The 26,428-nt window shown below is 31.2% G+C and carries 29 protein-coding genes; 18 read left to right on the top strand and 11 right to left on the bottom strand.

The window, feature by feature from the left end; all coding sequences use genetic code 11:
- The first annotated feature begins 164 nt into the window (after positions 1-164).
- The 3 genes from IMX26_RS10110 to IMX26_RS10100 all read left to right on the top strand — a co-directional run bounded on the left by IMX26_RS10110 (position 165) and on the right by IMX26_RS10100 (position 3,437).
- The gene (locus tag IMX26_RS10110; RefSeq protein ID WP_195158269.1) at positions 165-1,112 is read left to right on the top strand and encodes a DUF2971 domain-containing protein; all 948 of its coding nucleotides are present in this window, start codon (positions 165-167) and stop codon (positions 1,110-1,112) included.
- Between the two features lie 399 nt (positions 1,113-1,511).
- Positions 1,512-1,961 carry a hypothetical protein gene (locus tag IMX26_RS10105; protein WP_195158268.1) on the top strand — a complete coding sequence of 150 codons (450 nt, stop codon included), beginning with the start codon at positions 1,512-1,514 and terminating at the stop codon, positions 1,959-1,961.
- Positions 1,962-2,426: 465 nt separating this feature from the next.
- A complete protein-coding gene (locus tag IMX26_RS10100) occupies positions 2,427-3,437 on the top strand; it encodes a hypothetical protein (protein ID WP_195158267.1) in 1,011 nt (336 codons plus the stop codon).
- A gap of 100 nt (positions 3,438-3,537) precedes the next feature.
- On the opposite strand, the gene IMX26_RS10095 is transcribed toward IMX26_RS10100, so the two are convergent.
- The 3 genes from IMX26_RS10095 to IMX26_RS10090 are packed head-to-tail and all read right to left on the bottom strand — an operon-like array spanning position 3,538 to position 4,225.
- Positions 3,538-3,747, bottom strand: a complete 210-nt coding sequence (locus tag IMX26_RS10095; protein WP_243259090.1) for a hypothetical protein — start codon at positions 3,745-3,747, stop codon at positions 3,538-3,540.
- A 24-nt stretch (positions 3,748-3,771) separates the two neighbouring features.
- Positions 3,772-3,879, bottom strand: coding sequence for a helix-turn-helix domain-containing protein (locus IMX26_RS18125; RefSeq protein ID WP_279324853.1), 108 nt, complete (start codon positions 3,877-3,879; stop codon positions 3,772-3,774).
- Positions 3,851-4,225 carry a helix-turn-helix transcriptional regulator gene (locus IMX26_RS10090; RefSeq protein ID WP_243259079.1) on the bottom strand — a complete coding sequence of 125 codons (375 nt, stop codon included), beginning with the start codon at positions 4,223-4,225 and terminating at the stop codon, positions 3,851-3,853. The genes IMX26_RS18125 and IMX26_RS10090 overlap by 29 nt, the downstream gene beginning before the upstream one ends.
- Before the next feature lie 108 nt (positions 4,226-4,333).
- Between IMX26_RS10090 and IMX26_RS10085 the strand changes: the two genes are divergently transcribed.
- The 10 genes from IMX26_RS10085 to hisS all read left to right on the top strand — a co-directional run bounded on the left by IMX26_RS10085 (position 4,334) and on the right by hisS (position 14,586).
- Positions 4,334-4,549 (top strand): helix-turn-helix transcriptional regulator, encoded by a 216-nt coding sequence (locus tag IMX26_RS10085; RefSeq protein ID WP_195158266.1) that lies wholly within the window; start codon positions 4,334-4,336, stop codon positions 4,547-4,549.
- 31 nt (positions 4,550-4,580) lie between these two features.
- Positions 4,581-4,826 (top strand): hypothetical protein, encoded by a 246-nt coding sequence (locus IMX26_RS10080; protein ID WP_195158265.1) that lies wholly within the window; start codon positions 4,581-4,583, stop codon positions 4,824-4,826.
- A 393-nt stretch (positions 4,827-5,219) separates the two neighbouring features.
- Positions 5,220-6,032 carry a Ku protein gene (locus IMX26_RS10075; protein WP_243259076.1) on the top strand — a complete coding sequence of 271 codons (813 nt, stop codon included), beginning with the start codon at positions 5,220-5,222 and terminating at the stop codon, positions 6,030-6,032.
- Positions 6,032-6,964, top strand: a complete 933-nt coding sequence (locus IMX26_RS10070) for an ATP-dependent DNA ligase (protein ID WP_195158263.1) — start codon at positions 6,032-6,034, stop codon at positions 6,962-6,964. The genes IMX26_RS10075 and IMX26_RS10070 overlap by 1 nt, the downstream gene beginning before the upstream one ends.
- Positions 6,961-7,791, top strand: a complete 831-nt coding sequence (gene ligD, locus IMX26_RS10065; protein WP_195158262.1) for a non-homologous end-joining DNA ligase — start codon at positions 6,961-6,963, stop codon at positions 7,789-7,791. Before IMX26_RS10070 ends, ligD begins: the two co-directional genes overlap by 4 nt.
- 130 nt (positions 7,792-7,921) lie before the next feature.
- Positions 7,922-9,070, top strand: a complete 1,149-nt coding sequence (gene alr / locus IMX26_RS10060; protein WP_195158261.1) for an alanine racemase — start codon at positions 7,922-7,924, stop codon at positions 9,068-9,070.
- Positions 9,071-9,636: 566 nt separating this feature from the next.
- Positions 9,637-9,990, top strand: a complete 354-nt coding sequence (locus tag IMX26_RS10055) for a carboxymuconolactone decarboxylase family protein (RefSeq protein WP_195158260.1) — start codon at positions 9,637-9,639, stop codon at positions 9,988-9,990.
- A gap of 63 nt (positions 9,991-10,053) precedes the next feature.
- On the top strand, positions 10,054-12,030 hold the full coding sequence (lpdA, locus tag IMX26_RS10050; protein ID WP_243259066.1) for a dihydrolipoyl dehydrogenase: 1,977 nt from the start codon (positions 10,054-10,056) through the stop codon (positions 12,028-12,030).
- Positions 12,020-13,021: a lipoate--protein ligase gene (locus tag IMX26_RS10045; RefSeq protein WP_347707858.1), complete on the top strand. Its 1,002-nt coding sequence runs from the start codon at positions 12,020-12,022 to the stop codon at positions 13,019-13,021. The genes lpdA and IMX26_RS10045 overlap by 11 nt, the downstream gene beginning before the upstream one ends.
- Before the next feature lie 260 nt (positions 13,022-13,281).
- Positions 13,282-14,586 (top strand): histidine--tRNA ligase, encoded by a 1,305-nt coding sequence (gene hisS, locus IMX26_RS10040; protein ID WP_195158259.1) that lies wholly within the window; start codon positions 13,282-13,284, stop codon positions 14,584-14,586.
- 56 nt (positions 14,587-14,642) lie between these two features.
- Here hisS and IMX26_RS10035 read toward each other — a convergent pair whose 3' ends face one another.
- The 5 genes from IMX26_RS10035 to IMX26_RS10015 form a co-directional block, all read right to left on the bottom strand.
- The gene (locus IMX26_RS10035; protein WP_195158258.1) at positions 14,643-15,239 is read right to left on the bottom strand and encodes a hypothetical protein; all 597 of its coding nucleotides are present in this window, start codon (positions 15,237-15,239) and stop codon (positions 14,643-14,645) included.
- A 1-nt stretch (position 15,240) separates the two neighbouring features.
- Entirely contained in the window at positions 15,241-16,059 is an 819-nt protein-coding gene (locus IMX26_RS10030) for a hypothetical protein (RefSeq protein WP_195158257.1), read from the bottom strand.
- Between the two features lie 18 nt (positions 16,060-16,077).
- Positions 16,078-16,701, bottom strand: coding sequence for a hypothetical protein (locus IMX26_RS10025; RefSeq protein ID WP_195158256.1), 624 nt, complete (start codon positions 16,699-16,701; stop codon positions 16,078-16,080).
- Between the two features lie 12 nt (positions 16,702-16,713).
- On the bottom strand, positions 16,714-17,454 hold the full coding sequence (locus tag IMX26_RS10020) for a DUF6754 domain-containing protein (protein WP_195158255.1): 741 nt from the start codon (positions 17,452-17,454) through the stop codon (positions 16,714-16,716).
- Positions 17,455-17,779: 325 nt separating this feature from the next.
- Positions 17,780-18,031, bottom strand: coding sequence for a hypothetical protein (locus IMX26_RS10015; RefSeq protein ID WP_195158254.1), 252 nt, complete (start codon positions 18,029-18,031; stop codon positions 17,780-17,782).
- Between the two features lie 258 nt (positions 18,032-18,289).
- Between IMX26_RS10015 and IMX26_RS10010 the strand changes: the two genes are divergently transcribed.
- From IMX26_RS10010 to IMX26_RS10000, 3 genes are all read left to right on the top strand, one after another.
- Positions 18,290-19,330, top strand: coding sequence for a PTS sugar transporter subunit IIC (locus IMX26_RS10010; protein WP_195158253.1), 1,041 nt, complete (start codon positions 18,290-18,292; stop codon positions 19,328-19,330).
- 407 nt (positions 19,331-19,737) lie between these two features.
- Positions 19,738-20,190 (top strand): hypothetical protein, encoded by a 453-nt coding sequence (locus tag IMX26_RS10005; RefSeq protein WP_195158252.1) that lies wholly within the window; start codon positions 19,738-19,740, stop codon positions 20,188-20,190.
- A complete protein-coding gene (locus IMX26_RS10000; RefSeq protein WP_195158251.1) occupies positions 20,187-20,624 on the top strand; it encodes a DUF6144 family protein in 438 nt (145 codons plus the stop codon). Before IMX26_RS10005 ends, IMX26_RS10000 begins: the two co-directional genes overlap by 4 nt.
- A gap of 202 nt (positions 20,625-20,826) precedes the next feature.
- On the opposite strand, the gene IMX26_RS09995 is transcribed toward IMX26_RS10000, so the two are convergent.
- The 3 genes from IMX26_RS09995 to IMX26_RS09985 are packed head-to-tail and all read right to left on the bottom strand — an operon-like array spanning position 20,827 to position 24,621.
- A complete protein-coding gene (locus tag IMX26_RS09995; RefSeq protein WP_195158250.1) occupies positions 20,827-21,912 on the bottom strand; it encodes an endospore germination permease in 1,086 nt (361 codons plus the stop codon).
- Positions 21,909-23,039 carry a Ger(x)C family spore germination protein gene (locus tag IMX26_RS09990; RefSeq protein WP_195158249.1) on the bottom strand — a complete coding sequence of 377 codons (1,131 nt, stop codon included), beginning with the start codon at positions 23,037-23,039 and terminating at the stop codon, positions 21,909-21,911. Before IMX26_RS09990 ends, IMX26_RS09995 begins: the two co-directional genes overlap by 4 nt.
- Before the next feature lie 13 nt (positions 23,040-23,052).
- Positions 23,053-24,621, bottom strand: coding sequence for a spore germination protein (locus tag IMX26_RS09985; protein ID WP_195158248.1), 1,569 nt, complete (start codon positions 24,619-24,621; stop codon positions 23,053-23,055).
- 198 nt (positions 24,622-24,819) lie between these two features.
- On the opposite strand from IMX26_RS09985, the gene IMX26_RS09980 reads away from it, so the two are divergent.
- Both IMX26_RS09980 and IMX26_RS09975 read left to right on the top strand, forming a co-directional pair.
- Positions 24,820-25,671 (top strand): ADP-ribose pyrophosphatase, encoded by an 852-nt coding sequence (locus IMX26_RS09980; protein WP_243259063.1) that lies wholly within the window; start codon positions 24,820-24,822, stop codon positions 25,669-25,671.
- Positions 25,672-25,683: 12 nt separating this feature from the next.
- Entirely contained in the window at positions 25,684-26,355 is a 672-nt protein-coding gene (locus IMX26_RS09975) for an isochorismatase family cysteine hydrolase (RefSeq protein ID WP_195158246.1), read from the top strand.
- Positions 26,356-26,428: the final 73 nt, after the last annotated feature.

Raw genomic sequence — 26,428 nt, 5'->3', positions numbered from 1 at the left:
GTTTTACAAAGCACTAAAGACTAATCTGCTAATGCTAATAATTTTATGTTACATTATTTTACCTAAGTGTATATTCAATTTTATAGATTGGAAAGCTAAAAAGTGGGTAGAAAAAGTTAGCTATTAGCTTTTTGCTACTCATCTTATTGTAAGGAGAAATATATATGGCAAGTATTTATCATTATTGTAGATTAGAGACTTTCGATAAAATTATTCGTAATAAATGTATTCGTTTATCTGATTTAAATAAAACAAATGATTATATGGAAAAAAGATGGATATTTAATGTATTAGAGCAAGCTATGAATGAGGAACTAGCAGCTCAAGGGCTAAGTGATAATTTACTAAAAAGCTTTTTTAGTAACAAGAAAAAAACAAGCCACTTTAGCTATTTGCTTGATCTTTTAGAAGATTATTTAAACACTTCAACAATAACGCTTATTTCTTGCTTTTCTCAGTCAGGTGATTTACTAAGTCAATGGAGGGCCTATGCTGAAGATGGTTATGGGGTATCTATAGGTTTTAATTATGATTTAATTAAAAAGCTTAAGAATAAAAAAAAGAATGTTGATGTAGGTAAAGTAATTTATAATAAATTAAAACAAGTAGACAAACTTAGGGAGATAATTAAAAATTCTTTAGATTTTTTAAGAGCCTTAAAGCAAAAAAATGAGGGCATTGATAATAAGCCTTTTCATATGTATTTTATTAACAATTTTGATGTTTTCTGCGAACATTTTGCCAAAGGAATTGAGTATGCCAGCTGTTACATAAAAAACCCAGCCTTTAAAGAAGAAAAAGAGGTACGTATTGTATTTGAAGATGCATATGATTTAGATAAGTTACCAGATAAAGATAAACACCCTTTTAATGTTAATCAGGACATAGGGCAGTTTTGCATGGAAAAAATACAATACTATTTTAGAAATAATATGCTGGTTGCATATGCAGATATACATTTTGAAAAGTTAGTAGATTACAATATAATTCAAGAGATAGTACTAGGCCCTAAGTCTAAACTAACAAAGAGTGGTGTTAAGGCTTACCTGTTATCTAATGGATATGATATTAATCAAATCAATGTTAGAGAGTCAAGCGCTACCTTACAATAGCTATAAAGATAATGTTTTTTTTACTGAATTTGTATGTAGAAAAACTAATATTGTTATGAATGTTTTAGTAAAATCGTCTTGAGACTTAAACCATGTTTATAGACGATTTTTTATTAGTAATATTTTAATGAAAGTAATCTTTTATTTATATTTCAGTTTTTAATTTAAGGCGTTTTACTCATTGTTACCCCATATGAGTTTCATTAAAAATAATCTTCAACCACGTTTTAAAAACTCTGATAAAATTACTCTACCATAATCTAGTTATTTTCTTAATTATAACTTCTTTAAAGGCAGGATTTGGAATTGCAGTGTGTAATAGAGTGTAGAATAAATAAAGGTAGAGGAGATTTTAAGAAAATTAGCATTAAATACAAAAAATTACATGGAGATAAATTAATGAAAAAATTACTACTGTTATTAATAGGCCTTATTCCGTTACCGCTTGGTTATTATATGAATCATTTAATAATGACTGTTTATTTTGATAAAGCTCTTCCGTATGGCTTAATTGGGATTATTTATTTGCTTGTTTGGTTTGGCTTAGGATATCTTACATACTATTTTACAAACTCAGACAAAGAGGCCATGATTATAGTTCATTTTTTTGGATTTATAGATATAGTTTTAATTTTATTTCAAGTGGTTGTTATGAAGCATTATTGGTCTAATATAATAGGTATATCTACTCAGTTTTTCTTTTTGCCTTTACTAAATATTGCAGGTAAACTTACTTTCTTTGGTCACCGTTTTTATTGGGTCTATATTGTAGCGTTTGCACTTTTGTGTGCAGCGTTTTATTTAGGACGTTTGGCGCGAAAAAAACAAACAAACAGTATACAATTTTAATGTACAACAGCTTTAAAGTGTTTATAGCTGTGCTTTATGTTTTTTATTGTATATAACATTATATTTATTTTCTAAGATAATAGTTTATTACTATTAAAATTACAAAACATAAATAAAAAGCTCTAGTCGTTACACTGCATAAACTAGAGCTTTTTTCTATTGAAAAGTTAGGTAATAATAATACATATGAACAACGATGCATTATTTAAAACTGTTATAAGAAATTGTTATAGTGAATTTCATACAAATATACTACTGTACTATCTGTGTTCTTGTGTTTACAATCTTTGCTCTGATATTATAAACATGTAAATTTGTTCAGGTATGATTAAATACTGGTGTAAAATAATTGGCCTTATTATAGCTTATAATTTAAAAAGCTCGTTAAATTAAAGCTTTTTCATAGTTTTATTTTCTACCAGCTAGTAATGTTTGATAATTAAGAAATATAGTAGAGGTAAAATAATGAAATTTAGAAAGTTTAAAAAAGAAGATGTATTTCAAGCTGCAGAATTATTGGCAAAGAGGCATAAAAAGGAAAGAATTATTTTTCCATCATTAAAAAAGAAATTCGAAGATGCTAAGTGTACAGAAAAGATACTTAAGGAAAGAATAGAAAGAAATTATACTAAAGGAATATGTGCTTATAAAGATAATAAAATTTTAGGTTTTTTATTATCAAATATTAAGATAGATAATAGGTTTGGCAGATGTGCATGGATAGATTATGAGGGATTAGCAATAGCTGATTCAGAATCGCCAGAATTATATAGAAAACTCTATGCTCAATTAGTTAAAGTATGGGTTGAGAATGGAGTTTTATCTCATTATATAATAATCCCTGCTGGCGATAAGCAAGTAGTAGATTCATGGTTGAACTTAAGCTTTGCCTTTCAACAGGTTTATGGAATAACTAGCTTATCAAAATATGATGTTAAAATTCCAGATAATTTAACTATTAAACTAGCAGATGAAAACGATTCAGAGAATTTAAGAAATATATCTAATCTTATTTTTACTTATCAAGCTGGAGCACCAACTTACGCTGCTGGGTTACCCGAAGATATGGAAATAATAAGAGAGCGTTACGGAGAATTGCCTAATGATGACGAGTCAATTATATTACTTGCATATGCTGGTAGTGAATTATTAGGATTTCAGGGTGGTTATATCGAAGAAGATAACTCTCATATGATGATTCCAGAAAAAGCCATAGGAATGGAAATTGCCGGAACCGTAAAGAAAAGTAGAGGATCTGGTATTGGTAATATACTAACGAAGTTAATGTTTAACAAAGCTATAGAAGATGGATTAGAAAATGCCTATACAGACTGGCGAATTGCTAATTTATGTTCATCTAATTTTTGGCCAAAGAAAGGCTTTAAGCCAGTTGCATATCGCATGTATAGACGTATTGATGAAAGAATTTATTGGTCGGATGGTATTAAAGTATTAAATAAACACAGCATGAAATAGCATAAAAAGCTATGTTGTACTAGTTAAGTCGTTTCACATAAAGAGTAGTACGGATTCATTAGTAGGATATTGCTAATGAATCCTTTTTTATTAAAAAAGCTTATTTCTTACTTTTATTAGCTGATTCCACAGCCTTTAATATCATTCTAATATCCTCAGGACTAAAATCTCCTTCTTGTAACTCTCTTGCTAGTTTTAAATACTCTAAGTTGATTCCTTTAAATTCCACAGAAAGTTGAGATGTAGCAAATTCGTTTGAATTTCCTAAGAGATAGTCTATTGAAACTTTAAAATACTCTGATATTAACAACAGAGTCTTGAAGTCAGGTTCTCGTTAACCATTCTCCCATTGGCTTATAGTGCTTTGTCCTACCTGCATTATCTTTGCAAACTCTCTAATAAAGGTAGTTCTTTTATTTATTAACTGACTTAATTGCTTCAATCATTTTTCGTATTGTATTTGGTTTAATTTTAGCTTCTTGTATTTCCTGAGCTAACTTTATGTACTTTATGTCTAAGTTAAATTTATCAATTGGTTTTGGAGTATTAGTAGCTCCAAGTATATAGTCTGTAGATACATTAAAGTATCTGGATATTTTTAATAAAATGTCATAAGGCAATTTCCGTAATTCATTTTCATATCTTACGTAAGTTGGTCTTTCAAGCTTAAGTATATCTGCAAGCTGTTGTTGAGTTAATCCACTTGACTTCCTCAATTCTTTTAGTCTTTTTCCTATCATGTTATCACCTAAAATTATTGTACCAATCTGACACTTGCTTCTATACATCCAAAACGGTGTTATTTTGCATCAATTGTATTGACAATGTACCAATATGGTACTAGAATAAAAGTGGCAATGTGGAACTTAAGAAATAACGTAATGGGAGATTATTAAATGCACACAAAACTAAGATATCTACGTAAACAAAAAAGAGTAAGTACAGAGACTTTAGCTGAGTTATTAAGTTTAAAATCTATTGGAGCTTATTATAAAAAAGAAGTAGGAGATAGAAACTTAACATTGCAGGAGGCTAAGATATTATCAGATTATTTTGGTAGTAGTATAGAGCAGTTGTTTTTTGATAAACAAAGCTTTAAGGTAGCAGATTAGTATACATAAATTTATATAAGGAGAGTAACATATGCTACAACCAATGATAGTGGTAAGACCAACAGCAGAACAAGAACTTAGTTTTACCACAGGAATAATATCTGTTGAAAATAATAAGGATAGTAAGTGTTTTGTTTGTGGTTGGAAGAGTGCAACTCTACATATTTTAACAATTACCTGTTTAGATTCTATGGCTAGCACCAGAATACCCCTATGTAAAAGCTGTGCTTTAGAGATAGCAGAGGAGCTATTAACCGCAGTTAATGAAGATAACTAAAACGAAATATGAAAAATTAGGTAACATTTAAACTACTAAGAAAAACTTAGTGTTTATTTTGCTTAGTAGTTCAATTAAAACTTTTTGGCTGGCACAAGACCAGCCACTACGAAGTTGGTGTGAAAGTATGATTTATAAAGCAATAATTAAAGCAAAAGCATAATCCCTTTGTGTTCTTCGAGTTCTTTGTGGTAATACAAAAGAAGTAAGTTAATTAGTTTGAGTGACATTTTTTAAGCTCAACTTAAGTTCTAATCATAACATTCTTTTCAATCTACTCACTCTTTGTGGTTACAAAAAATTTCATTTTTAACCTACAAGTACATTATTTTACCTAGTTAGGAAACCCTAAAACTATAAGTTAGATAGAAAGGATAATGTACTATGCATACCATGTGGAAGGGTTCAATTAGCTTTGGACTTGTTAATATACCAGTTAAAATGTTTACTGCAACTGAAAACAAAGATATTAGGTTTAGAAGTTTACATAAAGAATGTAATTCACCTATTAAATACAAAAAATACTGCGAGAATTGTGGGCGTGAGGTTAAAGAAGATGAAATAGTTAAGGCCTTTGAGTATGAGAATGGTCATTTTGTAATTATGAAAGAAGAAGACTTTAAGACAGCTAAAGCAGAAGTTTTAGATAAATCTATAGAAATTATTGATTTTGTAAATTTAACAGAAATTGACCCTATTTACTTTGGTAAATCATATTATTTATCACCTTTTCAGGGTGGTAAAGCCTATAATTTGTTACGTACAGCAATGGGTGATACTAAAAAAATAGCCTTAGCTAAAATAACTATTCGTAACAAACAATCGTTGGCAGCTCTTAGAGTATATGAGGATACCCTATTACTCGAAACCTTGTTTTATCCCGATGAAATACGTGAGGTTAATCAAGTGCCCGATTTACCCCAAAACACCCAGGCCAACCCTAAAGAGTTGGAGATAGCTAAACAGCTAATAGATCAGTTAACAACTACCTTTGATCCTCAAAAATACCATGATGATTACCGTAACGCCCTGCAAGAAATTATAGAGAATAAAATACAAGGCAAATCTGTTGATGAGCATGTTAAGGTGCAGCCTAAAAATAATAATGTTGTAGACTTAATGTCGGCACTACAGGCCAGCCTAAAGAGTAGCAAACCAACTACTAAAAATACTCGCAAAACACGCAAAAAGAAGGGCGTTAGTTAGTGATTATTAAGCCTATGGAGCCTATAAGAACTACAAAAATACCTGAGGGAGAAAATTGGGCTCATGAAATTAAGTTTGATGGCATTAGGGGTTTGCTGTTTTATGAAAATGATTTATTTAAACTTTACACTAAAAGAGGTAAACAAATATTACACCAATTTCCCGAGATAAAAGGCTTCAAAAGTATTTTTAAGGGTAATAAGGCCACTATTGATGGGGAGCTCACTGTATGGTCAGAAAATAAACACTCATTTCATGACGTACTTGTTAAGTTTAAAAGTAGTCAGCAGTATAAAATAAAAGCTAATATAAACAGGCTACCATTAACCTATGTCATGTTTGATATTTTGCAGTTTAATGGAGATGATCTTACTAGTAAACCGTATATAGAGCGCAAAAAAATATTAAAGCAAAATACAACTCAAAATAATACGTTTATTTATAGTGATTATTTTGTAGATGGACATGTATTATATAACAAGGTAAAAGAGCTTGGTTATGAGGGTATTGTTTCTAAAGAAAAACATAGTACTTATATGGTAGGTAAAAAACATAGTGATTGGTACAAGATTAAGGTTAAAAAAAAGCTATTGGCTGTAATTGGTGGTCTGCATATAGAGGCTAATAAGATTAAGTCTTTATTATTAGGGTTTTACAGAAATAATATATTTTTATATATAGGTAAAGCCTCAATTGGTTTATCTCAAAAAGATTTAAGTTTATTAAAGCAAAACCTAAGTCAACTTAAAAGCGATAATAACCCTTTTATTAATTTAAGTGATAGTAAAAATATTCAATTTACCAAGCCTCTATTAACTTGTTGGGTAGAGTATTTAGAGTGGACCAATAGCGGGAGCCTAAGGCACCCCCAAATTATTGGTTTTAGTGATTTAGCTGCAATAAATGCAAATGGGGTGGAGTATACTCTATGAATAATTTTAAAATAAGTAACCCTAATAAGCTGTTATGGCCTAAGTTAGGTATTAAAAAAATAGATTATCTTAATTTAATGTATGAGCTGTCTCCTTATATTTTAAAATACGCTCAAAATCGCAAATTAACAGTTATACGGTATCCCGATGGAGTAGCTAAAAAGAGTTTTTATCAAAAAAATTTGCCAGATTATGCCCCTAGTTGGGTAGAGCAAAGTTTAAATAGTGCAGATATTTTATTATGGATGGCAAACCAAGCCGCTTTAGAGTTTCATACTTGTTTTAATACCTTAAATAATGCTAATAACCCCACTAGTTTAGTGTTTGATTTAGACCCTTCTAAAAATCAAACTTTTGAGCAGGTTATGGAGGTTGCTTTATTAATTTATGAAACCCTAACAAAATTAAACATAAAAAGTTATGTTAAAACCTCTGGCTCAACAGGTTTACAAATTTATATACCAGTTGGTTGTAAATATAGCTATGAAAATGCTCGTAAAATAAATGAGTTTTTTGCTAAGTATTTTGCGCAAAGTTATCCTACTAAAATATCTATAGAGCGATTAATAAAAAACAGGGGTAATAAGCTCTATTTTGATTATTTGCAAATGTGGAAAGGTAAAACCATTATCACCCCTTACTCTACTAGAGCAGTTGAAAATGCCCGTATTGCTACCCCTATTACATGGCAGGAGTTAAAGCAGGGCATAGATATTAATGATTTTAATTTTTTTAGCATAAAAGAAAGGCTTGCAAAAAAAGGAGATTTATTTAGCAATATGGAGAATGATGTTCAAGACTTAGACTTTATATTAAAAAAGCTTTAGTATAATTACTGCCAATGTTACAAGGTGCAATCAATCCCCTTTTAAAATAGCTTTACAGATATATTTAATTGCTTTATATTTAACAATATAATTATTAAATATAAAAACATTATAGCTAGGGGGAAAAGTAATGATAACACCAGAAGTTAGTAACTCCATTATTTATGTTGACCTTAAAAAGGTAAAAAGCAATATTGATAAAATTAGGGCACATATTGGGCCAAATGTAGAGTTAATGGTTACCTCAAAATCATTTGGTTATGGTCATGGTTTGGTTGAACCTTGTGTTTATATGTATAAAGAGTGTGGTGTTAAAAAGTTTGCTACAGCGGCACTTTCTGAGGCCTTAGAGTTACGGGCAGCTGGCATAAACTGTTTTATTATGACATTCGGAGGGGTTCGTAATACTGCTGTAAAAGCTTTAGTTGAAAATGATATTGTTGCCACTATTTATGATAAAAAACTTACATCTTTAATAGCTAATGAATCTGTTAGGCAAAACAAAGTTACAAAATGCCATATAAAAGTAGATACAGGAATGCGACGCATTGGAGTACATGTTGGAGAAGAGTTACAAGAGTTTATTGATTATGTAAAAACCTTGCCAGGTATTGAAATAGAAGGTGCCTTAACTCAGCTAGCTTCTCCCGATGAAGCAAGTAATGAGTTTAATTATAAGCAGGTTAAAGAGTTTAACTTAGCTGTTGAGCAAATGCGGGCAAATGGTTTAACTCTTAAGTATTTACATATGGCTAATTCGGGTGCAACAGTGAGAGTTCCGGAAACCCATTATAACCTTGTAAGACCTGCCGCTCTCATTTGGGGTTATGATACTTCTCCTGGTGAATATAATCGCCTTGCTTTAGAGCCGGCTGTTTCCTGGAAGGCCTTTGTTACAAACGTAAGAGATGTTGAAAAGGGTGGCTCAGCAAGTTATTCTAAGTTCTTTCAGCCTAAAAAACGTTCAAAGGTAGCTGTAATGAGTTTTGGTTTAGGATGTGGTTATCTTAAGCAAATAATTACTAAAAATGCTGAGAAAAATCCCTGTGTTATTATTAATGGAAAGAAGTGCCCCATTGTGGCCATAAATATGGATCAATCTTTTGCTGATATAACAAATGTTGAAAATGTTAATATTGGTGATGAGGTTTGGTTAATGGGTAAGCAAGGTGAGCAAGAGATTACTGTAATGGATATAGCTCAAAAATGTGGTGTATCAGTGAGTCATATTTTAGGAACAATGACCTCTACTAGACCTTGTCGAGTTTACTTAAAATAAATTAATAAAAAAGACTGATTGTTGTTACATCACATTAAGTGAAAATGTTTGTTAGTAGGCAATCACCTCTGTGTGATTCCGTTGTGGATATTTAAAAAAGTTTTTTACAAGTAGATAAAAAATTAATTTAAATTGCAATTTATGAGTTACCTAAAAAGTGTATAAAACAAAAAACCACAAACTTTAAGTTTTTGGTTTTTTTTAAATACTTTGTAACAATTTTTCCTTGTAAATCGTTTAATTTAAATAAAAGTTAATTAATAGTATTTTACTCGACTATTTTGTATTATGTTGGTAAGAATATAAAAGAGATACGCTTTATTATGCTCATTTAGTATTTACAGATAATTGAGTTTATATTTTATTAGTGATATTAAATGATAATATGATTTGCTATGCAAAAATATATTTTTTTATACTAAATATAAGAATATGCTTCATAGGAGTTAGATATTATCTGTTAAATGTTATTTTAGAGTATTAAATGGGAATAGTTACATGTTGTAGTATGAAAATACCTGGTCTATACTTGAGGCGTAGAAAATCTTTAAAAGGAGAATTATATCATGGCTAAAAATCCAAGAACAATGTTGAATGATTTTGTTGGAGGTTTACAAGAAGTAGGTAATACCAATGGTGAACAGGTAAATGCCTTTATGAATTTATTGGGTGCAGCATATGCCCCAGGCGCCATGGATGTTAAAACTAAAGAGCTTATAAGCGTAGCTATAGGAGCTTTTAGTCGTTGCGAATACTGCATAGTTTATCATGTATTTAAGGCTTTAGAGGCAGGAGCAACACCTGAAGAAATTATGGAAGCAGCAATGGTAGCTGTTGCATTTGGTGGTGGCCCTTCTATGGCATACACTGTAACATTACTTAAAGATTCTATTGCTGAATTTGCCCCTGATTTTCAGTAAGTATCAACAAAAAAGGCAGAGGAAACTCTGCCTTTTATATATATATAAAGGAGAAAAGCAAAAATGGTTGACATTAAACTAAATAAGTTACCCAATAATGTTAATGAAGCAAAGGTTATTAGGGTACACAAACATAAAGGTGATACTGTTAAGAAAGGCGACTTGCTTTTTGAATTAGAAGGAAAAAAAGCAAATACACCAATTAAGTCTGATTTTAATGGTAAAGTTGAAAAAGTGATGGTTAGTGAAGGGGATGTTGCTAAAGTTAATGCTGTTTTAGCAGTTATCTCTAAAGACCAAAATAAAAGTGATACTAATGAAAATAAAATAGTTGATATTAAGCTTAATAATATACCTAACAATGCCCCAGATGCTAAAATTGTTAGGGTTCGTAAAAAAGCTGGAGATACTGTTAAAGCAGGCGATGTACTATTTGATATAGAAGGAAAAAAAGGTAGCTCTCCTATCAAGGCACAATTTAGTGGTGTTTTGCAAGAGATATTAATTGAAGAAGCAGTGACTGCTAAAAAAGGTGAAAAACTAGCTACTTTAAGGGTTAGCAATAATCAGCCAGAGAAAAGTGCCCCAAAAATAAATATAGGTGGATATAACATATTAATTAAACCTAAGAAACAGCAAGATATTGAAAGCGATATCGCTATTATTGGTGGAGGCCCTGGAGGTTATGTGGCAGCCCTTCATGCTGCTAAATTAGGTGCCAAAGTAGTTTTGGTAGAAATGGATAAGGTTGGTGGAACATGTTTAAACAGAGGCTGTATTCCAACCAAAGCTTTAGTTCGTTCTGCGGAAGTATTAAATAACTTAAAAGAGGCAGAAGAGTTTGGCTGTTTTGCAGAAAATATTAACTTTGATATGAAAAAAGTCCTAACAAGAAAAAATAATATTGTAAATAAATTGGTGACTGGTATTCATTATTTATTACAGAAGAAAAAGGTAACTTTAGTAACTGGTGTGGGTACTATTAAGGATGCTAAAACTATAATCGTTAAAAATGGTAATTCCGAAACTATTATTAAAGCTAAACATATTATCATTTCCACTGGATCTAAAACAGCTGAACTTCCTGTGCCTTGTGCCAAAAGAGGTAATTTAATATTTAGTGAACAGGCATTAGAGCTAACAGACTTACCTCAAAAAATGACAATAATTGGTGGCGGCGTAATTGGCATGGAGTTTGCCTTTATCTTTAAGAGTTTTGGGGTAGATGTTACTGTTATTGAATATATGGACAATGTATTGTCTGTATTAGATGATGATATTTGCAAAGAAATAACTACTAGTGCCAAAGAAAAAGGTATTAATATTTTTACGGGTTCTAAAGTTGAGGAAATTATTAAAAGTGAAGATACTGGGTGTATTGTAAAGTTTGTTAAAGACGATGAATATAAATTTATTTCAGCCGATAAAGTGTTGATCTCTGTTGGCAGAAAGCCTTATATAGATGGTTTAGGCATAAATAAATTAGGAATAGAATTAAATGATAAAAAGCGTGGCATTAAGGTAAATGAAAAAATGCAAACTAATGTTGATAATATTTATGCTATTGGAGATGTAACCAATAAGCTTCAGCTAGCACATGTTGCCTCACATCAAGGAATTGTAGCAGTAAATAATATTATGGGTGTTAGCTCAACTATGGATTATGGCAGTGTACCTAGTGCAATCTTTACAATGCCTGAAATTGCTGTAGTTGGGGTAAGTGAAAAAACAGCAGCAGCAAGTAAAATAGAAATAGAAGTAGGAAAGTTTCCTTTTAATGCAAACGGTAAGGCCTTAACTTTAGGTGAAGCTAGAGGTTTTGTGAAAATAATTAAAGAAAAGTCTACAGGTAAAATTATTGGTAGCGCAATAATAGGTCCACATGCCACAGATTTAATTGCAGAGTTAACATTAGCTATAAAAAATGGATTAACAGCTAAACAAATTACAGAAACCATTCATGCGCACCCTACCACAGCCGAGGCAGTACATGAAGCCGCATTAGCTGTAGAGGGTGGTGCTCTACACTTTGCACAATAGTTTAATAAACTCTATGATAATTCGGTCACAGTCGTTTGACCCCTGGTATAACTTAGCATTAGAAGAGTTTTTATTAAAGCAGGTTAAGCATAATCAAATAATTCTATATTTATGGCAAAATGATAATACAATAGTAATCGGTAGAAATCAAAATCCCTGGAAAGAATGTAGCTGTAAACAATTTGAAAAAGAAGGCGGAAAACTGGCACGTAGATTATCTGGTGGCGGGGCTGTTTATCATGATAAAGGTAATTTAAACTTTACCTTTATTATGGATAAAAAATTATACAACCTTACAAAACAGCTGCAAGTTATTTTAGATGCAGTGCAAAGCTTAGCAGTAAAAGCAGAATTTTCGGGGAGAAATGATCTTATTGCTAATGGCAAAAAGTTTTCTGGCAATGCTTTTTATTTTGATGACAATGCAGCATATCATCATGGAACTCTTTTAATTAATACTAACTTTAGTAAAATGGTAAAGTATTTACAGGTGTCTAAAGAAAAAATAGCATCTAAGGGTATTGATTCAGTGAAGTCTAGGGTTGTAAACTTGGTAAGCTTAAATAATCAAATTAATATTGAAAATATGGCAGAGAGTTTGCTTAAGAGTTTTACTACAACCTATGGAGAAAGTGATGAGTACATTGCAGTGCAAACCTTTACTGATGATATGGATAAGCTTTATCAAAAATATTCATCTTGGCAATGGCGTTATGGTGAGAGTCCTAATTTTGATATAAGTTATTATAATAAGTTCCCTTGGGGTGAACTAAGTATTGGTTTTACCTTAGTAAATGGATATATAACAGAGTGTAAAGTGTATTCGGATGCTATGGATAGCAATTTAATTTTAACTATAGCTAATTCTTTTAAAACTGTGCTGTTTAAGAAAGAACAGCTAATTAAAACTTTAGAACAGATTAATGTTAATCAACAAGGCAGAGCTGTTATAGAGGATTTAAAGCAGTGGATAGGTTTAAAAGATATTTAAAGCTTAGTTAAAAATATTTGCTTAGGCTTAATTAAAAATGTATAATATTTTTAAACTAAAGGAGAATTATTATGTACACATTTTTTAGTAGTTTTTATCATTGCCATATCTAGAGACTTGTTCTGCTATGCAGGTACAGGTCTATTTCACAGGCTTGTATCTCTAGGTAAAATAAATGTGTGAAAACATAATTTATTAAACCATGTGGGGTATATGCCTACATGGTTTTTTGCATAAAAAATAGGTAAGGAGTGAATTACATGAGTAAAATTATTAAGCCTAGTATTTTAGCGGGTTTTATGGAGTTAATGCCTAATGAACAAGTTAAGTTTAATGATATTGTCAGTAAAATAGTTAATGTATATGAGAGTAATGGCTGTTTAGCTATTGATACCCCCATATTAGAGAAGTCAGAGGTTATATTGGCTAAAGAGGGCGGAGAAACCGAAAAACAGGTGTATAGGTTTACTAAAGGCAAAAACGACCTGTTAATGAGATTTGATTTAACGGTACCTTTTGCTAGATATGTAGCCCAATATATTGATAAACTCACTTTTCCTTTTAAGCGTTATCAAATAGGTAAGGTATATAGGGGGGAGCGGAATCAGCGTGGTCGGTATAGAGAGTTTTATCAGCTTGATGTTGATGTTATTGCTAAAAATAAATTAAATATCAATAATGATGCTTGGGTAATAAGTTTAGTGTCTAAGGCATTTAAGGCAATTGGCTTGCAAAACTATTGTTTTTTAGTTAGTAACAGAAAAATACTTAAAGGTTTATTTAAAGAGCTTAATATTACTAATATTGTCGAGGTAATGAGTTTAATAGATAAATACGATAAAATGGATAAAGCCAGTTTTAATGAGAAACTAATACAACTAATTGGCGTAGATAAAGTTAGTTTTATTAATAAAGTGTTAGAGATAAAGGGTTCTGCTATAGAGGTAATAACTAGTTTGCAGAATTTAGAGGTTAATAACGAAGAGTTTAAGACAGGAGTTAATGAGCTTAAACAAGTTGTTGTGGCTTTAGAATTATTTGCTGTAGATAATAGTGAGTATGAAATAAACCTAAAAATTATTAGGGGCTTAAACTACTATACTGGTACTGTTTTTGAAACCTCTCTTATAGGTAATGAACAATATGGCTCAGTTTGCTCAGGTGGCAGGTACGATAATTTAGCCCAAAATTACACAAAAAATGTGCTGCCAGGGGTGGGTATTTCCATTGGTTTAACACGCTTATTTTATGTATTAAAAGAAATAGGATTTATAGATAATTATTGTGTAGATAACAAAACTGAGTATTTAATTGTACCAATAGGAGATACATTTAAATATTCATGTCAAGTAATGTGCTTTTTGCAAAGTAAAGGTATTGCTACAACTATGTATTTTGAAGATGCCTCGCTAAAAAAGAAACTAAACTATGCAAATAAACTTAATATAGATAAGGTTTTGTTAATAGGAGAAGAAGAACAAAAAAATAACAGTGTGAAACTTAAAAACATGAAGTTAGGAAAAGAAACTGTGCTTAATTATAAGGAGCTTACCACAAATAGCTAATAACAGGCTGCTAAAAAGCAGCCTGTTATTATTTACTGGGAAATAAAAATACAATACTAAAGAAGTCCTAGCCAATCTCCAAGCAAAAACTTAATTCTACCCAATAAAAATGTCATTCGGCTAATGATTACATTGCTAAATAAACAGCCAAAAGCAAGCATTAAAATAATTTGACTAATTTTATTTGTTGTTTTTAAGGCTATAGGTGTTTTTCCTGTTTTGTCTCTTACAAAAAAGAAAAAAAGCAAAATACAGATTACGCCTATAAAAATTATAAAGCCAGAAACAGTATTTATATTTCTGTAGGTACTTTGTACCTGTTTTACTAATAAAGACGAAACTACTCCTTTTAGTGATAAGCCTAATCCTACACCAATAGTTATTGATATAGGAAATCTCATTAGCCACTGTTTACCTTTTAGATAACGTGCATATATTAATAATCCCACTAACATTGGTATTATTATATTGAATTTACCATTTTTTAGGGGGGTGATAATAACTGGGTTTATACGCGAAATTGCTAAAACAAAGGAGTAGGCTGTTGCTACTGCTAAAAAGGTGTATTCACAAAGCTTATGAAAGGGGTTTTCTTTAATAATAAAAGACATTAGTCCTATTGTTAAAACTGCTGCTACAGAATTTTCTACCATATTATTTCATATCCTTTGTTTTATTATTAATAAAGTATGATATATTACCAATAAATATTAAAACTATAATTAATATACTAGAAGTTGATAGTGGGTTCATGAATATATTTGCTGGACCCCAGCTATTAAGCAGGCTCTCATAACCTGCAGCACCTAAAATTCCATTTAATAATCCATCTATTTGTCCTGAGGCATAATATGGTAGCTGTTGTATGGTCCTAATTGATTGCATGCCACAAGCAAAATCAACGTTATAAACATCTGTTAAGTAAAAAATTAAGGCATCTGATCCAGCAAAGCCAAAGTTAATTACTAAATCAAAATCTGCACCACTTTTAATGTTGCTCATTATACTTAGGTTTTCTATAGGTGTTCCATAGTGATCTGTAGGAGCTGCTTTATGTATATTCTTTGAAAAATTAGCTATGGCATTGTCGTTTCCATATAAGTAACCCAAATTAGCAAAATCTTTTCCACTAACTTTTTGATACTCTGATTGGTATAAGTTCATATACTCTTCTAAGTAGATTAAGCCAGTTGGATCAATTGAAAATGTAACCATTTTTATGTCTTTCTTACTAAATAAATGTTTCATTACTGCATTAAATTGGCTTTTCATTTCTACCTCATCAGATGCTGAAAAGCTAACAACTACTAACACCCTGCTTTGAGGTTGCAAATTTTCTATTTTTTCATAAAAATCTTTAGTTTCATTAGTGGCATGAGCGGGTAGTTTAAACGGAAAAAGCAAGGGTATAGCTAATGATAAAATAACGAGTAAATAAATAGTTTTACGTTTAAGATTAAAGATTTTTTTCATTTTAAAAGTCTCCTTTCATTAATCTTGTTTTGTTGAAAAGGGTGATTCTATGCCTAGTAAAATTCTAAGTCCTAGAGCTATAGTTCCTATGGCAGTACTAATTAATATTGCTCTAGTTGCTATTGTTGTTGGTATAATACGTATATAGGTAGCTATTATAGAAAAAACAGGTGAGATAGCTGCTCCAAAGGTAGTGCTGCCTAGCAAAACAATTACCCCCGAAAGTAAAAGTACTAATGAATTAAACGACCTTAATCTAAATGCTTTATATGCTGCTGTAGCCATCCATAACCCCAATAAAGAGTAAATTGTGGTGGCTAATGGTGTGTAGATATTTTTAATAATAAAAGAAAAGGTAGCGCCATTGGGGTATTCAATAATTCCAATAAAGGTTACTACTAAAAACACAATTACAAAATAAGCCGAATAAAACCAGTTTTTTTTGCGCTGGATAATTCTTTTAGTGTGTATTTGCATTAAATTTATGACAGCTGTTGCTAAAGCCATTAATCCTATTACTACAACCCAGTTTACTAAATTGGCAGAGAGCATGGGGAATAGGGGTAGATCAAAAAAGCCATCTATTAATACAATAGCAGTACAAACAATTGTAATAAGTAAGAAAATAGTTTTTAATTTCATAAGTTATTCTCCTCATTTTAGTAGTTGTAAAAGTCCGCCTACTAATAAAAAAGCAATAATCACAATCTTGCTAAAATCTTGACCCACAATGCAGCCTTTTTTCAGTCGGTCGTTAGATACAATTGCACCTGCCGCAAATATTTCTTCACCTATAAGTACATAATCACAACTAGCAATAAAAAAAGGTATTTGGGTTAAATTATCGGTGCCAGCAATTTGAATAGTTCCAGCATAGTTTCCTGCCTCAGCAATCATGAGGGCTTCAGCATAAAAAGACCCAATCATTATATTAGCGGCTATCTCTCCGCTATCGAGAAGTGAGCGTATTGCTGTTGCATACGCAAATTGGTTATTAGATATAAACTGAACAGAATTATTACTATAACTTTTTTCTTTGTTAACGGCCTTATACGCAATTCTAATAGTTTCTTGGCTTATCTGAAGCATTAAAGCACTATTAACGCTAACTAGAATTTTGGATCCATAGTTAGCTACTTTTTTAGCTGTGTAGGTTAGTAATTGTAAACTAGATAATGTTGATGCTGATGAGCGGCCAACAATTCCACCTATGCCTGGTACGAAATGAACCTTTTTGCCCATTTCTGTTGCCCTGCCAATGGCCTCTTCTATGGCATTTAAGCCACTTATTTCACGTAAGTAAAAGTTTTTTTTCGTACCAATAAAAGTGAAAATTGTTGTAATAGTAGCTATAACTAGTAGAGTACAAAAATCAAAAAACAAGCCTGGTTTCATATAAATCACACCCCTAGTAGAATATTTATAAGGTTAGTAATATATATTTATAAGATTAATATGTATAAAAATATAAAATTACCTTATTTTACTTAATAATAGCATATATTCTATGTAAGTAGAAATATTTATTCGAAATAAATAAGATTATAGTACATAAAAAAGCTGATCTTAAAGATCAGCTTAGTGCTACAAATGTTATTTTAATTAACTACATTTATGGTTGTTGCAATTAACTTATTATTTTGTTTATAGTAGTTTACATCTATACTCATATCTTTTTTTAAGTAATCAACTTGTTTGGCAGGGCTTTTTGTATAATTACCTATGTAGTTTCGTTGTTTACAAGCAATACTAAAGTTTTATGATCATTGATAATTGTTACTTCAATGTAATCAATAGAGTTGTTTTCGATTTTTTGTATTTTACCATGAATATGTACGGTATCTTTAATAAATTCTTTTGTTGCGGGTTTTCCTAAAATGTGTTGTAATATGTTGTTGTGTGCCGAGGTAAATGTAATAGTAACAATAAATAATGTAGCTATAATTACACCTACCACCATTCTCTTTTTCATTTTGTTTTCCCCTTTTGTTTGTAATTTAATTATAAGGTTTTGGTAATTATTAGTCAAAACATCGCACTAACATGTTTATTTTTTTCAACATGATTGTTGTAGTTAAAATATTTTTAAGATGTTTTCTAAAATATGTCTTGCATTATTTATTTTTTGTGTTATTATATTTTTGTTATTATCAATCACATAATAACAGACACATAATAACAATGTGTTAATAAGAGAATGATGTTAACAATTTTTAATAGGGAGAGTATTATGGAAAAAAAACAAGTTAAGCAGGGCTTTTTTAAGCGTAAAAATATTGAATTTACTGTTCAGCGTTACTTAATAGATGCCCTTAGTTATATGGCTTTAGGTTTATTTTCATCATTAATTATTGGTAGTATCTTAAATGTAATAGGTGGCAAATTAGGCATTACTTTTTTAACAGATACTGTATGGCCTTTGGCTAAACAAATGACTGGTCCTGCTATTGCTGTAGCAGTAGCTTATGGCTTACAAGCACCACCTTTAGTTTTGTTTGCTTCAGCAATAACAGGTGCAGCTGGGGGTGCGGCTGGTGGACCTGTAGGGGCCTTTTTGGCAGGTGCCTTTGGTGCTGAGTTTGGTAAAATGGTTTCTAAGGAAACCAAAATTGATATTATAGTTACACCAGCAGTTACAATTATTGTGGGCTGTTTAGTAGGAACTTTAGTTGGTCCAGGGGTAGATGCCATAATGAGTGGCTTTGGAACTTTAATTATGAGAGCAACAGAAATGCATCCTATACCTATGGGCATTATTATTGCTGTTTTAATGGGTATGGCGTTAACCCTACCAATAAGTAGTGCTTCAATTGGCATTATGTTGAGTTTAAGTGGTATTGCCGCAGGAGCTGCTACCGTAGGTTGTGCGGCTCAAATGGTAGGTTTTGCAGTAATGAGCTTTAAAGAAAACGGCTGGGGGGGTTTATTTGCACAGGGGTTAGGTACCTCAATGCTTCAAATGCCAAATATCGTTAAAAACTGGAAGGTATGGATTCCACCAACTTTAGCGGGAGCAATTATAGGCCCATTGGCTACTACTGTTTTTAAAATGCAAAACATACCTATAGGCTCTGGTATGGGTACTAGTGGTTTAGTAGGCCAGTTTGGTACTGTTACAGCCATGGAGGCAGCAGGTTTAGGTGGAGTAAAAATGTATTTAGCCATAATTCTGCTACACTTTATTTTACCAGCAGTAATAACCTTGTTAATTGCAGGCTTTATGCGTAAAAAGAATATGATTAAAGAGAATGATTTAAAACTAGAGTTATAGTTGTTTTAACTAAAAAAAGTTCAATTTAATAGATATCTGTTTAAGAGCGACCTATGGGTTGTTCTTTTTTATAGTATGAAAACAACATAACAATATACCTAAAGATTAAGTAATATATGACAGCTTTATGTCTTATTAGCTATGTTACAATATTTGCATAATTATTAAAGGAGAGGATTATAATTTGTACTGTATTTAGGCATGTTAGAAAATATTATAGAGAGTGTAGATTAATAGGTAGAAGTACTGCTTGTACAAAAAATGGAGATGAACAAACAAAACTGTGGAAAACTTGTTTAAATGATGATACTTTTCAACAACTTGAGGATTTGCCGTTAATTTATAAACAGTATGTCGCATATGCTTATAATTTTAGGGAAGATGGTAGTTATGATTATCTAATAGGAATGCTGCATGAAGCTAATACTGCTGTACCTCAGGGTTATACATATATAGATATCATAAAAAAGAGAATGTATGGTATAAAGCTAAAAACTAGTTGTTATAGTATGGAGCAATTAAACAGTTATTTAAGCCAGGCCTTAAATGATAGCTGCTATAAGCTACACCCTAACTATAATTGTTCTTTGCAAATTTTTACTAAAAATAGCTTAATAAAGTATTACAATAATAATGGAAAAACCCTAAGTCTTGAGCACTATAAACCTTGTGTGAATAGAGTTGTTGATTACTACAAGCATAATAATGAAGATATGGTGTATGGCAAAATTATGGTTTTACATAATGCTCTTTTAAAACACAAAGTTGCAAAAAAAGATATGGATTATATATTACAAGGTGCTGGAAAACTTAAAAAAGCCCAAAAAAATCTAAAAAAGATAATTTATCTTATTTTATGAAACAAGCAATGGATAGAATGGATGAATTATTTAGCAAAGAAAAAAAGAAAGAAATTAGAGAGAGTTGTTCATGTTGTTTAGGTGGAAAAAGGCTGGCTTTGTCTCAAGCCATAGCTAAAGATTACATAACTTTAGATGAACGAATAGAGGCAGCAAATAATACCCCTGAGGTTTTTGCTTATAGTGTAAAAAAAGAAATAGATAATTCTATAACAGTTCAGTTTTTTCCTGACAACAGAGAAAAGTATTCATGCCCTTGTATCAATGTAATAGATGAGCCAATTTCTAAAACATATTGTATGTGTTGTGGTGGGCATATTAAACACCATTTGCAAATAGCCTTAGATAATAAACTAGATTGTACAATAGTAAGTTCACCTTTAATGTCAAAAGGTAAAGATCCCTGTAAAATGAGTTTTAAAATAATTGAGTAGCAAGGGCTGTGTCCATTAAAAATAATTATTTACCAATTTCGATCTAAAAACTAAAAAAACTATAATAGGATATCATTGCATTTATCACGATACTTTTAACAGTGTTAATAATAGTTTCACTAATGCGATACACGCACTTAATTTTAGGTAACTAGTAGCTATTATTCCTTGTATATAATCGTACTAAAGTAAATACTATTTACTAAATTAGTTTTCTTATTTTAGCTACTATGAGAGCCAAACCAGGTATTCCTACTTGAATAAAGGGAGCATATAGAGGATAAAATTCAGTGAATTTCACATTATCCATTACATTTTGAAATTGAAAATTTGCTATAAATAAGATAAATATTGCAACAGGTATTATTACATCTTGGTACTTATTCATGTTAAGCAATTCACTAAGTCCTTTACAGGAGCACCATAGAAGCACGGAGCATTTTATGAAGCCCATTGTTAACAGGTTGAAAAATATTATTACTTCAAGTCGAGTTATTACGTTACCTATATTAATAAGCCTTACCGCCTGTGCTGAAGGATATGTTGCTATTGTAGACCTAATGCCAAGTACTGCAATATTTCTTAAAACTGCTACTAGTATTATTAATCCACCATACATAACACCTTTTATAACAGAGCTGCGCACTTTTTTACTATTTTTAACAAGTGGAAAAATCATTAAAAAAACAACTGTTTCACCAAACGGAAAACTAGCAGCACCATGACTAGCTAATAATAAGTCTTTTAGTTTAACCTCAAAAAAGGGTTTAAAATACATTATTTTCATATCTTTATATAGTAAAATTACAGTAATAGCTACTGCTGTAAAAGTTAGGGGCACTAATACTTGACTATTGCGACCTATTACTCCAATGCCATATAAAGTAGCATATACTGTGGTAGCCAATACAGCAATACCAATAGCCATTATAGGTGTTGTTATCATCATAGTAGTGCTAATAAAATCCATAAAGTTTCTTAAAACTAAGGAACATAAATGAATACAGTACAATACGAATATTGAAAAAAATATGGTACCCAAAAATTTACCAAAAATTTTTTTTAAGATTTCAAAGTAACTTTTCATGTTAAATTTTTGAGATAAATTGGTAAATATTAGTATAAAAATTATACCTTCTAGCAGCCCTAAAATAATAGCCATCCAAGCTTTACTAGCTAAATCTCTACCTGGAGGTAAAACCAAACTACTACCAATAGTAAAACCAATTACAGTAAAGGTTAGCTGAGAATTAGAGATTTTTTCTTGTTTAAGCTTTATGAAAATCACTCCTCTTTATATTTAGTAGTAATTCGGCCATGACTTTTTATTTCAACTTTTACATCTATTTCATATTTCAGTTGTGAAAAAGTATGACTCCAATTTTTCTCAATTTTCTTCCATTGTTTTGGATAATTGGCGTGAATATATTCTCCAAATCCAAAAATATCTGCATTATAATAATTTGCTTTATTTATGGCTTTCATTGCTGTTTCTTTTATGTGTTCTTCTTGCATACGTATAAGCTCTTTTTCGGTTACATTTTTTGTGCTTTTTAAGTTATTACCTAAGTTAGTATGGGCTTCTAAAGATATTTCAACCACTATATCCTCTTTAAAGTTAAATTTTAACTTAGAATTTGTGTCGATTATCTCAAATGCTATTAATATATCTTTTTCTTTATCTTCAATATTAATAATGCCACTTTTAAGCTTGTTGGTTATCCACAAATAACCTCGAGTTTCTTCGGAATTAAGGTTACCCACATAGCGATTATTTTTTATTATAGCTGTATCAGATAAATATGAGTGACCAGCTTCATCTAGCTTAACAATAGGGGCTATGGGTGATGTTGTTTTAGATAACATGGCTAAGGTTATATCTGATATCCTAATAGGTACAACCTTGCCAGAGGGCTTAAAATTGCTTACCAAACTACCTAAATCCTGAGACTGAATACTATCAAGTCCACCCTTACTATGTAGTATTTCGGAGGCTGTATTTTCAGCAATTAATATGTAATCTAGGGTACGACTTTCGGTATCTCTTCTAAAGTTTTCTAATAGTCCCTTTGGGTTGCTTTGGGCTGCCTTTTTACCTAAAATAATTACTTGATTATGAGCAAAGTAGAGTTTTCTACTGGCGTGTAGCGAGGCATTACGGATAGCATCAAAAACTGTTTTACCACTTTCTTCTATAATAAACACTTTTTTATCTTCATTTGATTCACCTTGACTTGTAGAATTTTGAGGTTTTAACATTTGAAAAGTTAATATTATTTCATTATTTTCGTTAATATCAATACCAAAGCCCTTTACTAGTGTTATTTTATCTAGTTCGGTATAATCCCAGCAGCCAGTAGTACTTAAAAGCACAATTATACATAGTAATAAAATTAGTTTTTTAACTTTGAACATAATAAAACCTACCTTAATTTTCTTGTTTGTTAAACTGTTTAGTAGTCTCTACGGGTTTTATGGTTTTGGCTTTAGATGGTGCTTTACTTAAAATATCTCTGAATAAAGTATCATCTATATCAGTAGTTATTATAGGGGCAATAGGGGTTAAATAAGGCACCCCAAATGAGGTTAAGGTAGATAAGTAGGTTAGTATAAATAATACACCTACAGCAATGCCTAAAGCCCCTAAAACAGTTGCTAGTATTAAAAGCACAACTCTTAAAATGGTCATAGATTCTATAAGTTTAATTGCCGCATAGCTCGAAACAACCGATAAACCTACAATAATTACCTCAGGATCTCCTATTAATCCAGAGGCTACTGCTGCCTCACCTAGTACTAAAGCCCCCACAATACTAACAGCTTGACCAATTTGCCTTGGTAAGCCAACGCTTGCTTGGTTTAATATTTCAGCAATAAAAAGCATAATTAAGATTGATATTGGTGAAGGAAACGGGGTTCCTTCCATAGCTTGCTGAATAGTTTTTAGCAGAGGTGCTGGCAACATCTCCATATGATAAGAGGTAACCGCAACATAAATTGCCGGTAGAGTAGTGCTAATTAAAAAGCTAATAAACCTAATAGCCCTTAAAATACTGGTGTAATAGGATGGTCCAACATAGTAGTCAGCAGGGTGCTGAAAAGACTCTATAAATACCTTAGGGGCTGTTAATACTATAGGAGTACCGTCTATAATAATAGCCACTCTACCTTCCAGTAATTTAGAGGCTACAACATCGGGTCTTTCCGTATATGATATTGTTGAAAACATGGATAGAGGTGAATCACTTATTAACTCCTCAATGTAGCCTGATTCTAAAATTATATCTGCTTTTATTTCTTTTATTCTTTTTTTAACTTCATGCAAAATAGCAGGGTGAACATAACCCTTAAGGTAGGCTATAACAACATCCGTACGGGTTTGTTTGCCAATTATAAAGCTTTCAAAGGTTAGCTTTGTGTTTCTTATAGCCCTTCTTATTAGGGTTGTATTAATACGAAGGGTTTCGGTAAATCCTTGGTGGGGGCCTCTTATAGTAACATCTGTTTTTGTATCTTCAACACCCCTTGTTGGCCAGTCTTTACTACCAATAAAAAAGGATTTATTATAACCGTCTACTAACAAGATAGAGTCACCAGCTAACAAGGTATCTAGGCTATCATTTAACGACTCGAGTCTGGCTACTTGACTGTTTGTTAATACATAAGACTCAACAAAGCTATAATAGTCTTGCTGGGGATCTTTAGAGCTATAATTATATTCTATAATAGGCTTTATAACTGTTTGTTGTATGCGATCTTCGCTTACTAATCCTTCTATATAAATTAAAGCAAAATTAAGGCTATGCTCAATAGTAATATTGCATGAAAATTCTCTCACAATAACGTCATTACTATAGCTAAAGGATTTTGTTATAGTTTTAATGTTTTCTGCTAAATTAGTTGTTAATTGTTCATTTAAGTATTTGCTTTTTATTTCTGAACCATTTTGTTGAACTAATCTCCAAATATTTAAGGCTTTGCGTACCCACCTAAACATTGTTATCACCTCTCGCGTTTATAGTTCCCCTTTATGGTTTAGCTATACAGTTTATTTGAGTTTAGGCTTTAATAAAATGTAAAAATAATAGCTGTTTTTTTATAATAATAGTATATTTAAATAATTACTGTTGACAACAACTGTTAATAAGTATTAGAATGATAATATCAAAAAGATAATAACAAGGAAGTGGTTAAGTTGAACACTGTAAACAGTGTTAAGATTCAACAAAATACTCTTTCAATAGATCTTTTAGCTTTAACGGTGGCAGATGAAGAAAACACAAATTATCGCAAACTGCCCGAAAAAGTTATGCGTATTTTAATGGTTAAAAAGAAAGATAGCGATGAATGGAGACTGCCTGGTGATTTTGTTGGCTTTAATGAAGACTTAGAATCATTTGCGATAGAGCAGTTACATAACGAGGCCAATACTGACGATATTTACTTAGAGCAGTTGTATACATGGGGAGATGTATATCGAGAGCCTTATACTAGTACGGTTAGTTTATCGTACATGGCTTTAGTTAATAGTGAAAAAATAAACAACTCTCTAACTAGCAATGGGGAAATAAGAGCATGGTTTACTGTTAGCTTAAGATTAAAACAGGAGCAAAAGGATATTCATGAGCATAGTCATACCGAAAAATCTTTATATCAGTTAACCCTTTACAATAACAATACAAAGCTTAGTGCAATGTTAAAAATCAATAAAACTTTTCAAGGGAATATAACAAAATACCGTAGAGAAATTATTAACAGCGACGGTATTGCTTACGATCACGCCCGAATTATTGGTTATGGAATTGAACGCATTAGAAATAAAGTTATGTATACAGATATTGCTTTTAGCTTAATGTCGGAGTTATTTACTTTAACAGAATTACAAAAAGTGTATGAAGTAATTTTAGATACAGAGTTACTAAAGGCTAATTTTAGAAGAAAAATTGCTAATATGGTAATAGAAACTAATAGGCAAAGAAAAAGTGCAGGTCATCGACCTAGTAAATTGTATAAGTATAATTCTAAATGGCATGATAGCTTTGGGTAGAATGGAGGATATATGAAACTCATTAAAAAAGATTTGTTGCTTAAGTGTAGCCAAGAAAAGCTTGCTGAGATATACGATGTTTTTGAGAAAAAACCCTTATTAGATTTAGCCAGCCTTAATGCTAACGAAACAGCTTTAATTATTGTGGATTTAATAAATGGTTTTACCAAAGAGGGTGCCTTAAAAAGCCCAAGAGTAAAGTCCTTAATTCCTGCAATAAGAGACCTAAGCCAAAAGTGTATAAAAGAGGGAATACCTATACTTGCTTTTGCAGATAGCCATAGTGTGGACTCGCCTGAGTTTTTAAGTTACCCAGTTCATTGTTTGGCAGAAACGAGTGAAGCCCAGGTTGTAAATGAAATAAAAGAACTTGGTGAGTTTAAGGTAGTAACCAAAAATTCAACCAATGGTTTTTTAGAGCCTGTTTTTCAGCAATGGTTAAAGCAAAATGCTCAAATAAAAAACTTTATTGTAGTAGGAGATTGCACAGATATTTGCATAGAGCAGTTTTCGCTTACTTTAAAGTGTAACTTTAATAGACTGAACAGCCAATCAAGAATAATAGTGCCAATTAATCTGGTAGATACCTTTGATTTGGGTTTACACTATGCCGAACTAATGAATATTATGGCGTTGTTATTTATGCAAAATAGTGGAATTGAATTGGTAAGTGAAGTGGTGTAGTAATTTTACATGTAAAATTGCTAATGTATATTAAATGGTATACAATATACAAGATTTACTCTAAAGGATAATT

Origin of the sequence: Clostridium sp. 'deep sea' (assembly GCF_014931565.1) — a bacterium.
Taxonomy (GTDB): domain Bacteria; phylum Bacillota; class UBA994; order PWPR01; family PWPR01.
This window is presented reverse-complemented; position numbering and strand designations above follow the sequence as displayed.

Excerpts from the sequence above, each read along its gene's own strand:
- IMX26_RS10110 (WP_195158269.1), top strand. The coding sequence starts at position 165 with ATGGCAAGTATTTATCATTATTGTAGATTAGAGACTTTCGATAAAATT.
- IMX26_RS10105 (WP_195158268.1), top strand. The coding sequence starts at position 1,512 with ATGAAAAAATTACTACTGTTATTAATAGGCCTTATTCCGTTACCGCTT.
- IMX26_RS10100 (WP_195158267.1), top strand. The coding sequence starts at position 2,427 with ATGAAATTTAGAAAGTTTAAAAAAGAAGATGTATTTCAAGCTGCAGAA.
- IMX26_RS10090 (WP_243259079.1), bottom strand. The coding sequence starts at position 4,225 with ATGTATAGAAGCAAGTGTCAGATTGGTACAATAATTTTAGGTGATAAC.
- IMX26_RS10085 (WP_195158266.1), top strand. The coding sequence starts at position 4,334 with ATGCACACAAAACTAAGATATCTACGTAAACAAAAAAGAGTAAGTACA.
- IMX26_RS10080 (WP_195158265.1), top strand. The coding sequence starts at position 4,581 with ATGCTACAACCAATGATAGTGGTAAGACCAACAGCAGAACAAGAACTT.
- IMX26_RS10075 (WP_243259076.1), top strand. The coding sequence starts at position 5,220 with ATGTGGAAGGGTTCAATTAGCTTTGGACTTGTTAATATACCAGTTAAA.
- ligD (WP_195158262.1), top strand. The coding sequence starts at position 6,961 with ATGAATAATTTTAAAATAAGTAACCCTAATAAGCTGTTATGGCCTAAG.
- alr (WP_195158261.1), top strand. The coding sequence starts at position 7,922 with ATGATAACACCAGAAGTTAGTAACTCCATTATTTATGTTGACCTTAAA.
- IMX26_RS10055 (WP_195158260.1), top strand. The coding sequence starts at position 9,637 with ATGGCTAAAAATCCAAGAACAATGTTGAATGATTTTGTTGGAGGTTTA.
- lpdA (WP_243259066.1), top strand. The coding sequence starts at position 10,054 with ATGGTTGACATTAAACTAAATAAGTTACCCAATAATGTTAATGAAGCA.
- hisS (WP_195158259.1), top strand. The coding sequence starts at position 13,282 with ATGAGTAAAATTATTAAGCCTAGTATTTTAGCGGGTTTTATGGAGTTA.
- IMX26_RS10035 (WP_195158258.1), bottom strand. The coding sequence starts at position 15,239 with ATGGTAGAAAATTCTGTAGCAGCAGTTTTAACAATAGGACTAATGTCT.
- IMX26_RS10030 (WP_195158257.1), bottom strand. The coding sequence starts at position 16,059 with ATGAAAAAAATCTTTAATCTTAAACGTAAAACTATTTATTTACTCGTT.
- IMX26_RS10025 (WP_195158256.1), bottom strand. The coding sequence starts at position 16,701 with ATGAAATTAAAAACTATTTTCTTACTTATTACAATTGTTTGTACTGCT.
- IMX26_RS10020 (WP_195158255.1), bottom strand. The coding sequence starts at position 17,454 with ATGAAACCAGGCTTGTTTTTTGATTTTTGTACTCTACTAGTTATAGCT.
- IMX26_RS10015 (WP_195158254.1), bottom strand. The coding sequence starts at position 18,031 with ATGAAAAAGAGAATGGTGGTAGGTGTAATTATAGCTACATTATTTATT.
- IMX26_RS10010 (WP_195158253.1), top strand. The coding sequence starts at position 18,290 with ATGGAAAAAAAACAAGTTAAGCAGGGCTTTTTTAAGCGTAAAAATATT.
- IMX26_RS10005 (WP_195158252.1), top strand. The coding sequence starts at position 19,738 with ATGCTGCATGAAGCTAATACTGCTGTACCTCAGGGTTATACATATATA.
- IMX26_RS10000 (WP_195158251.1), top strand. The coding sequence starts at position 20,187 with ATGAAACAAGCAATGGATAGAATGGATGAATTATTTAGCAAAGAAAAA.
- IMX26_RS09990 (WP_195158249.1), bottom strand. The coding sequence starts at position 23,039 with ATGTTCAAAGTTAAAAAACTAATTTTATTACTATGTATAATTGTGCTT.
- IMX26_RS09985 (WP_195158248.1), bottom strand. The coding sequence starts at position 24,621 with ATGTTTAGGTGGGTACGCAAAGCCTTAAATATTTGGAGATTAGTTCAA.
- IMX26_RS09975 (WP_195158246.1), top strand. The coding sequence starts at position 25,684 with ATGAAACTCATTAAAAAAGATTTGTTGCTTAAGTGTAGCCAAGAAAAG.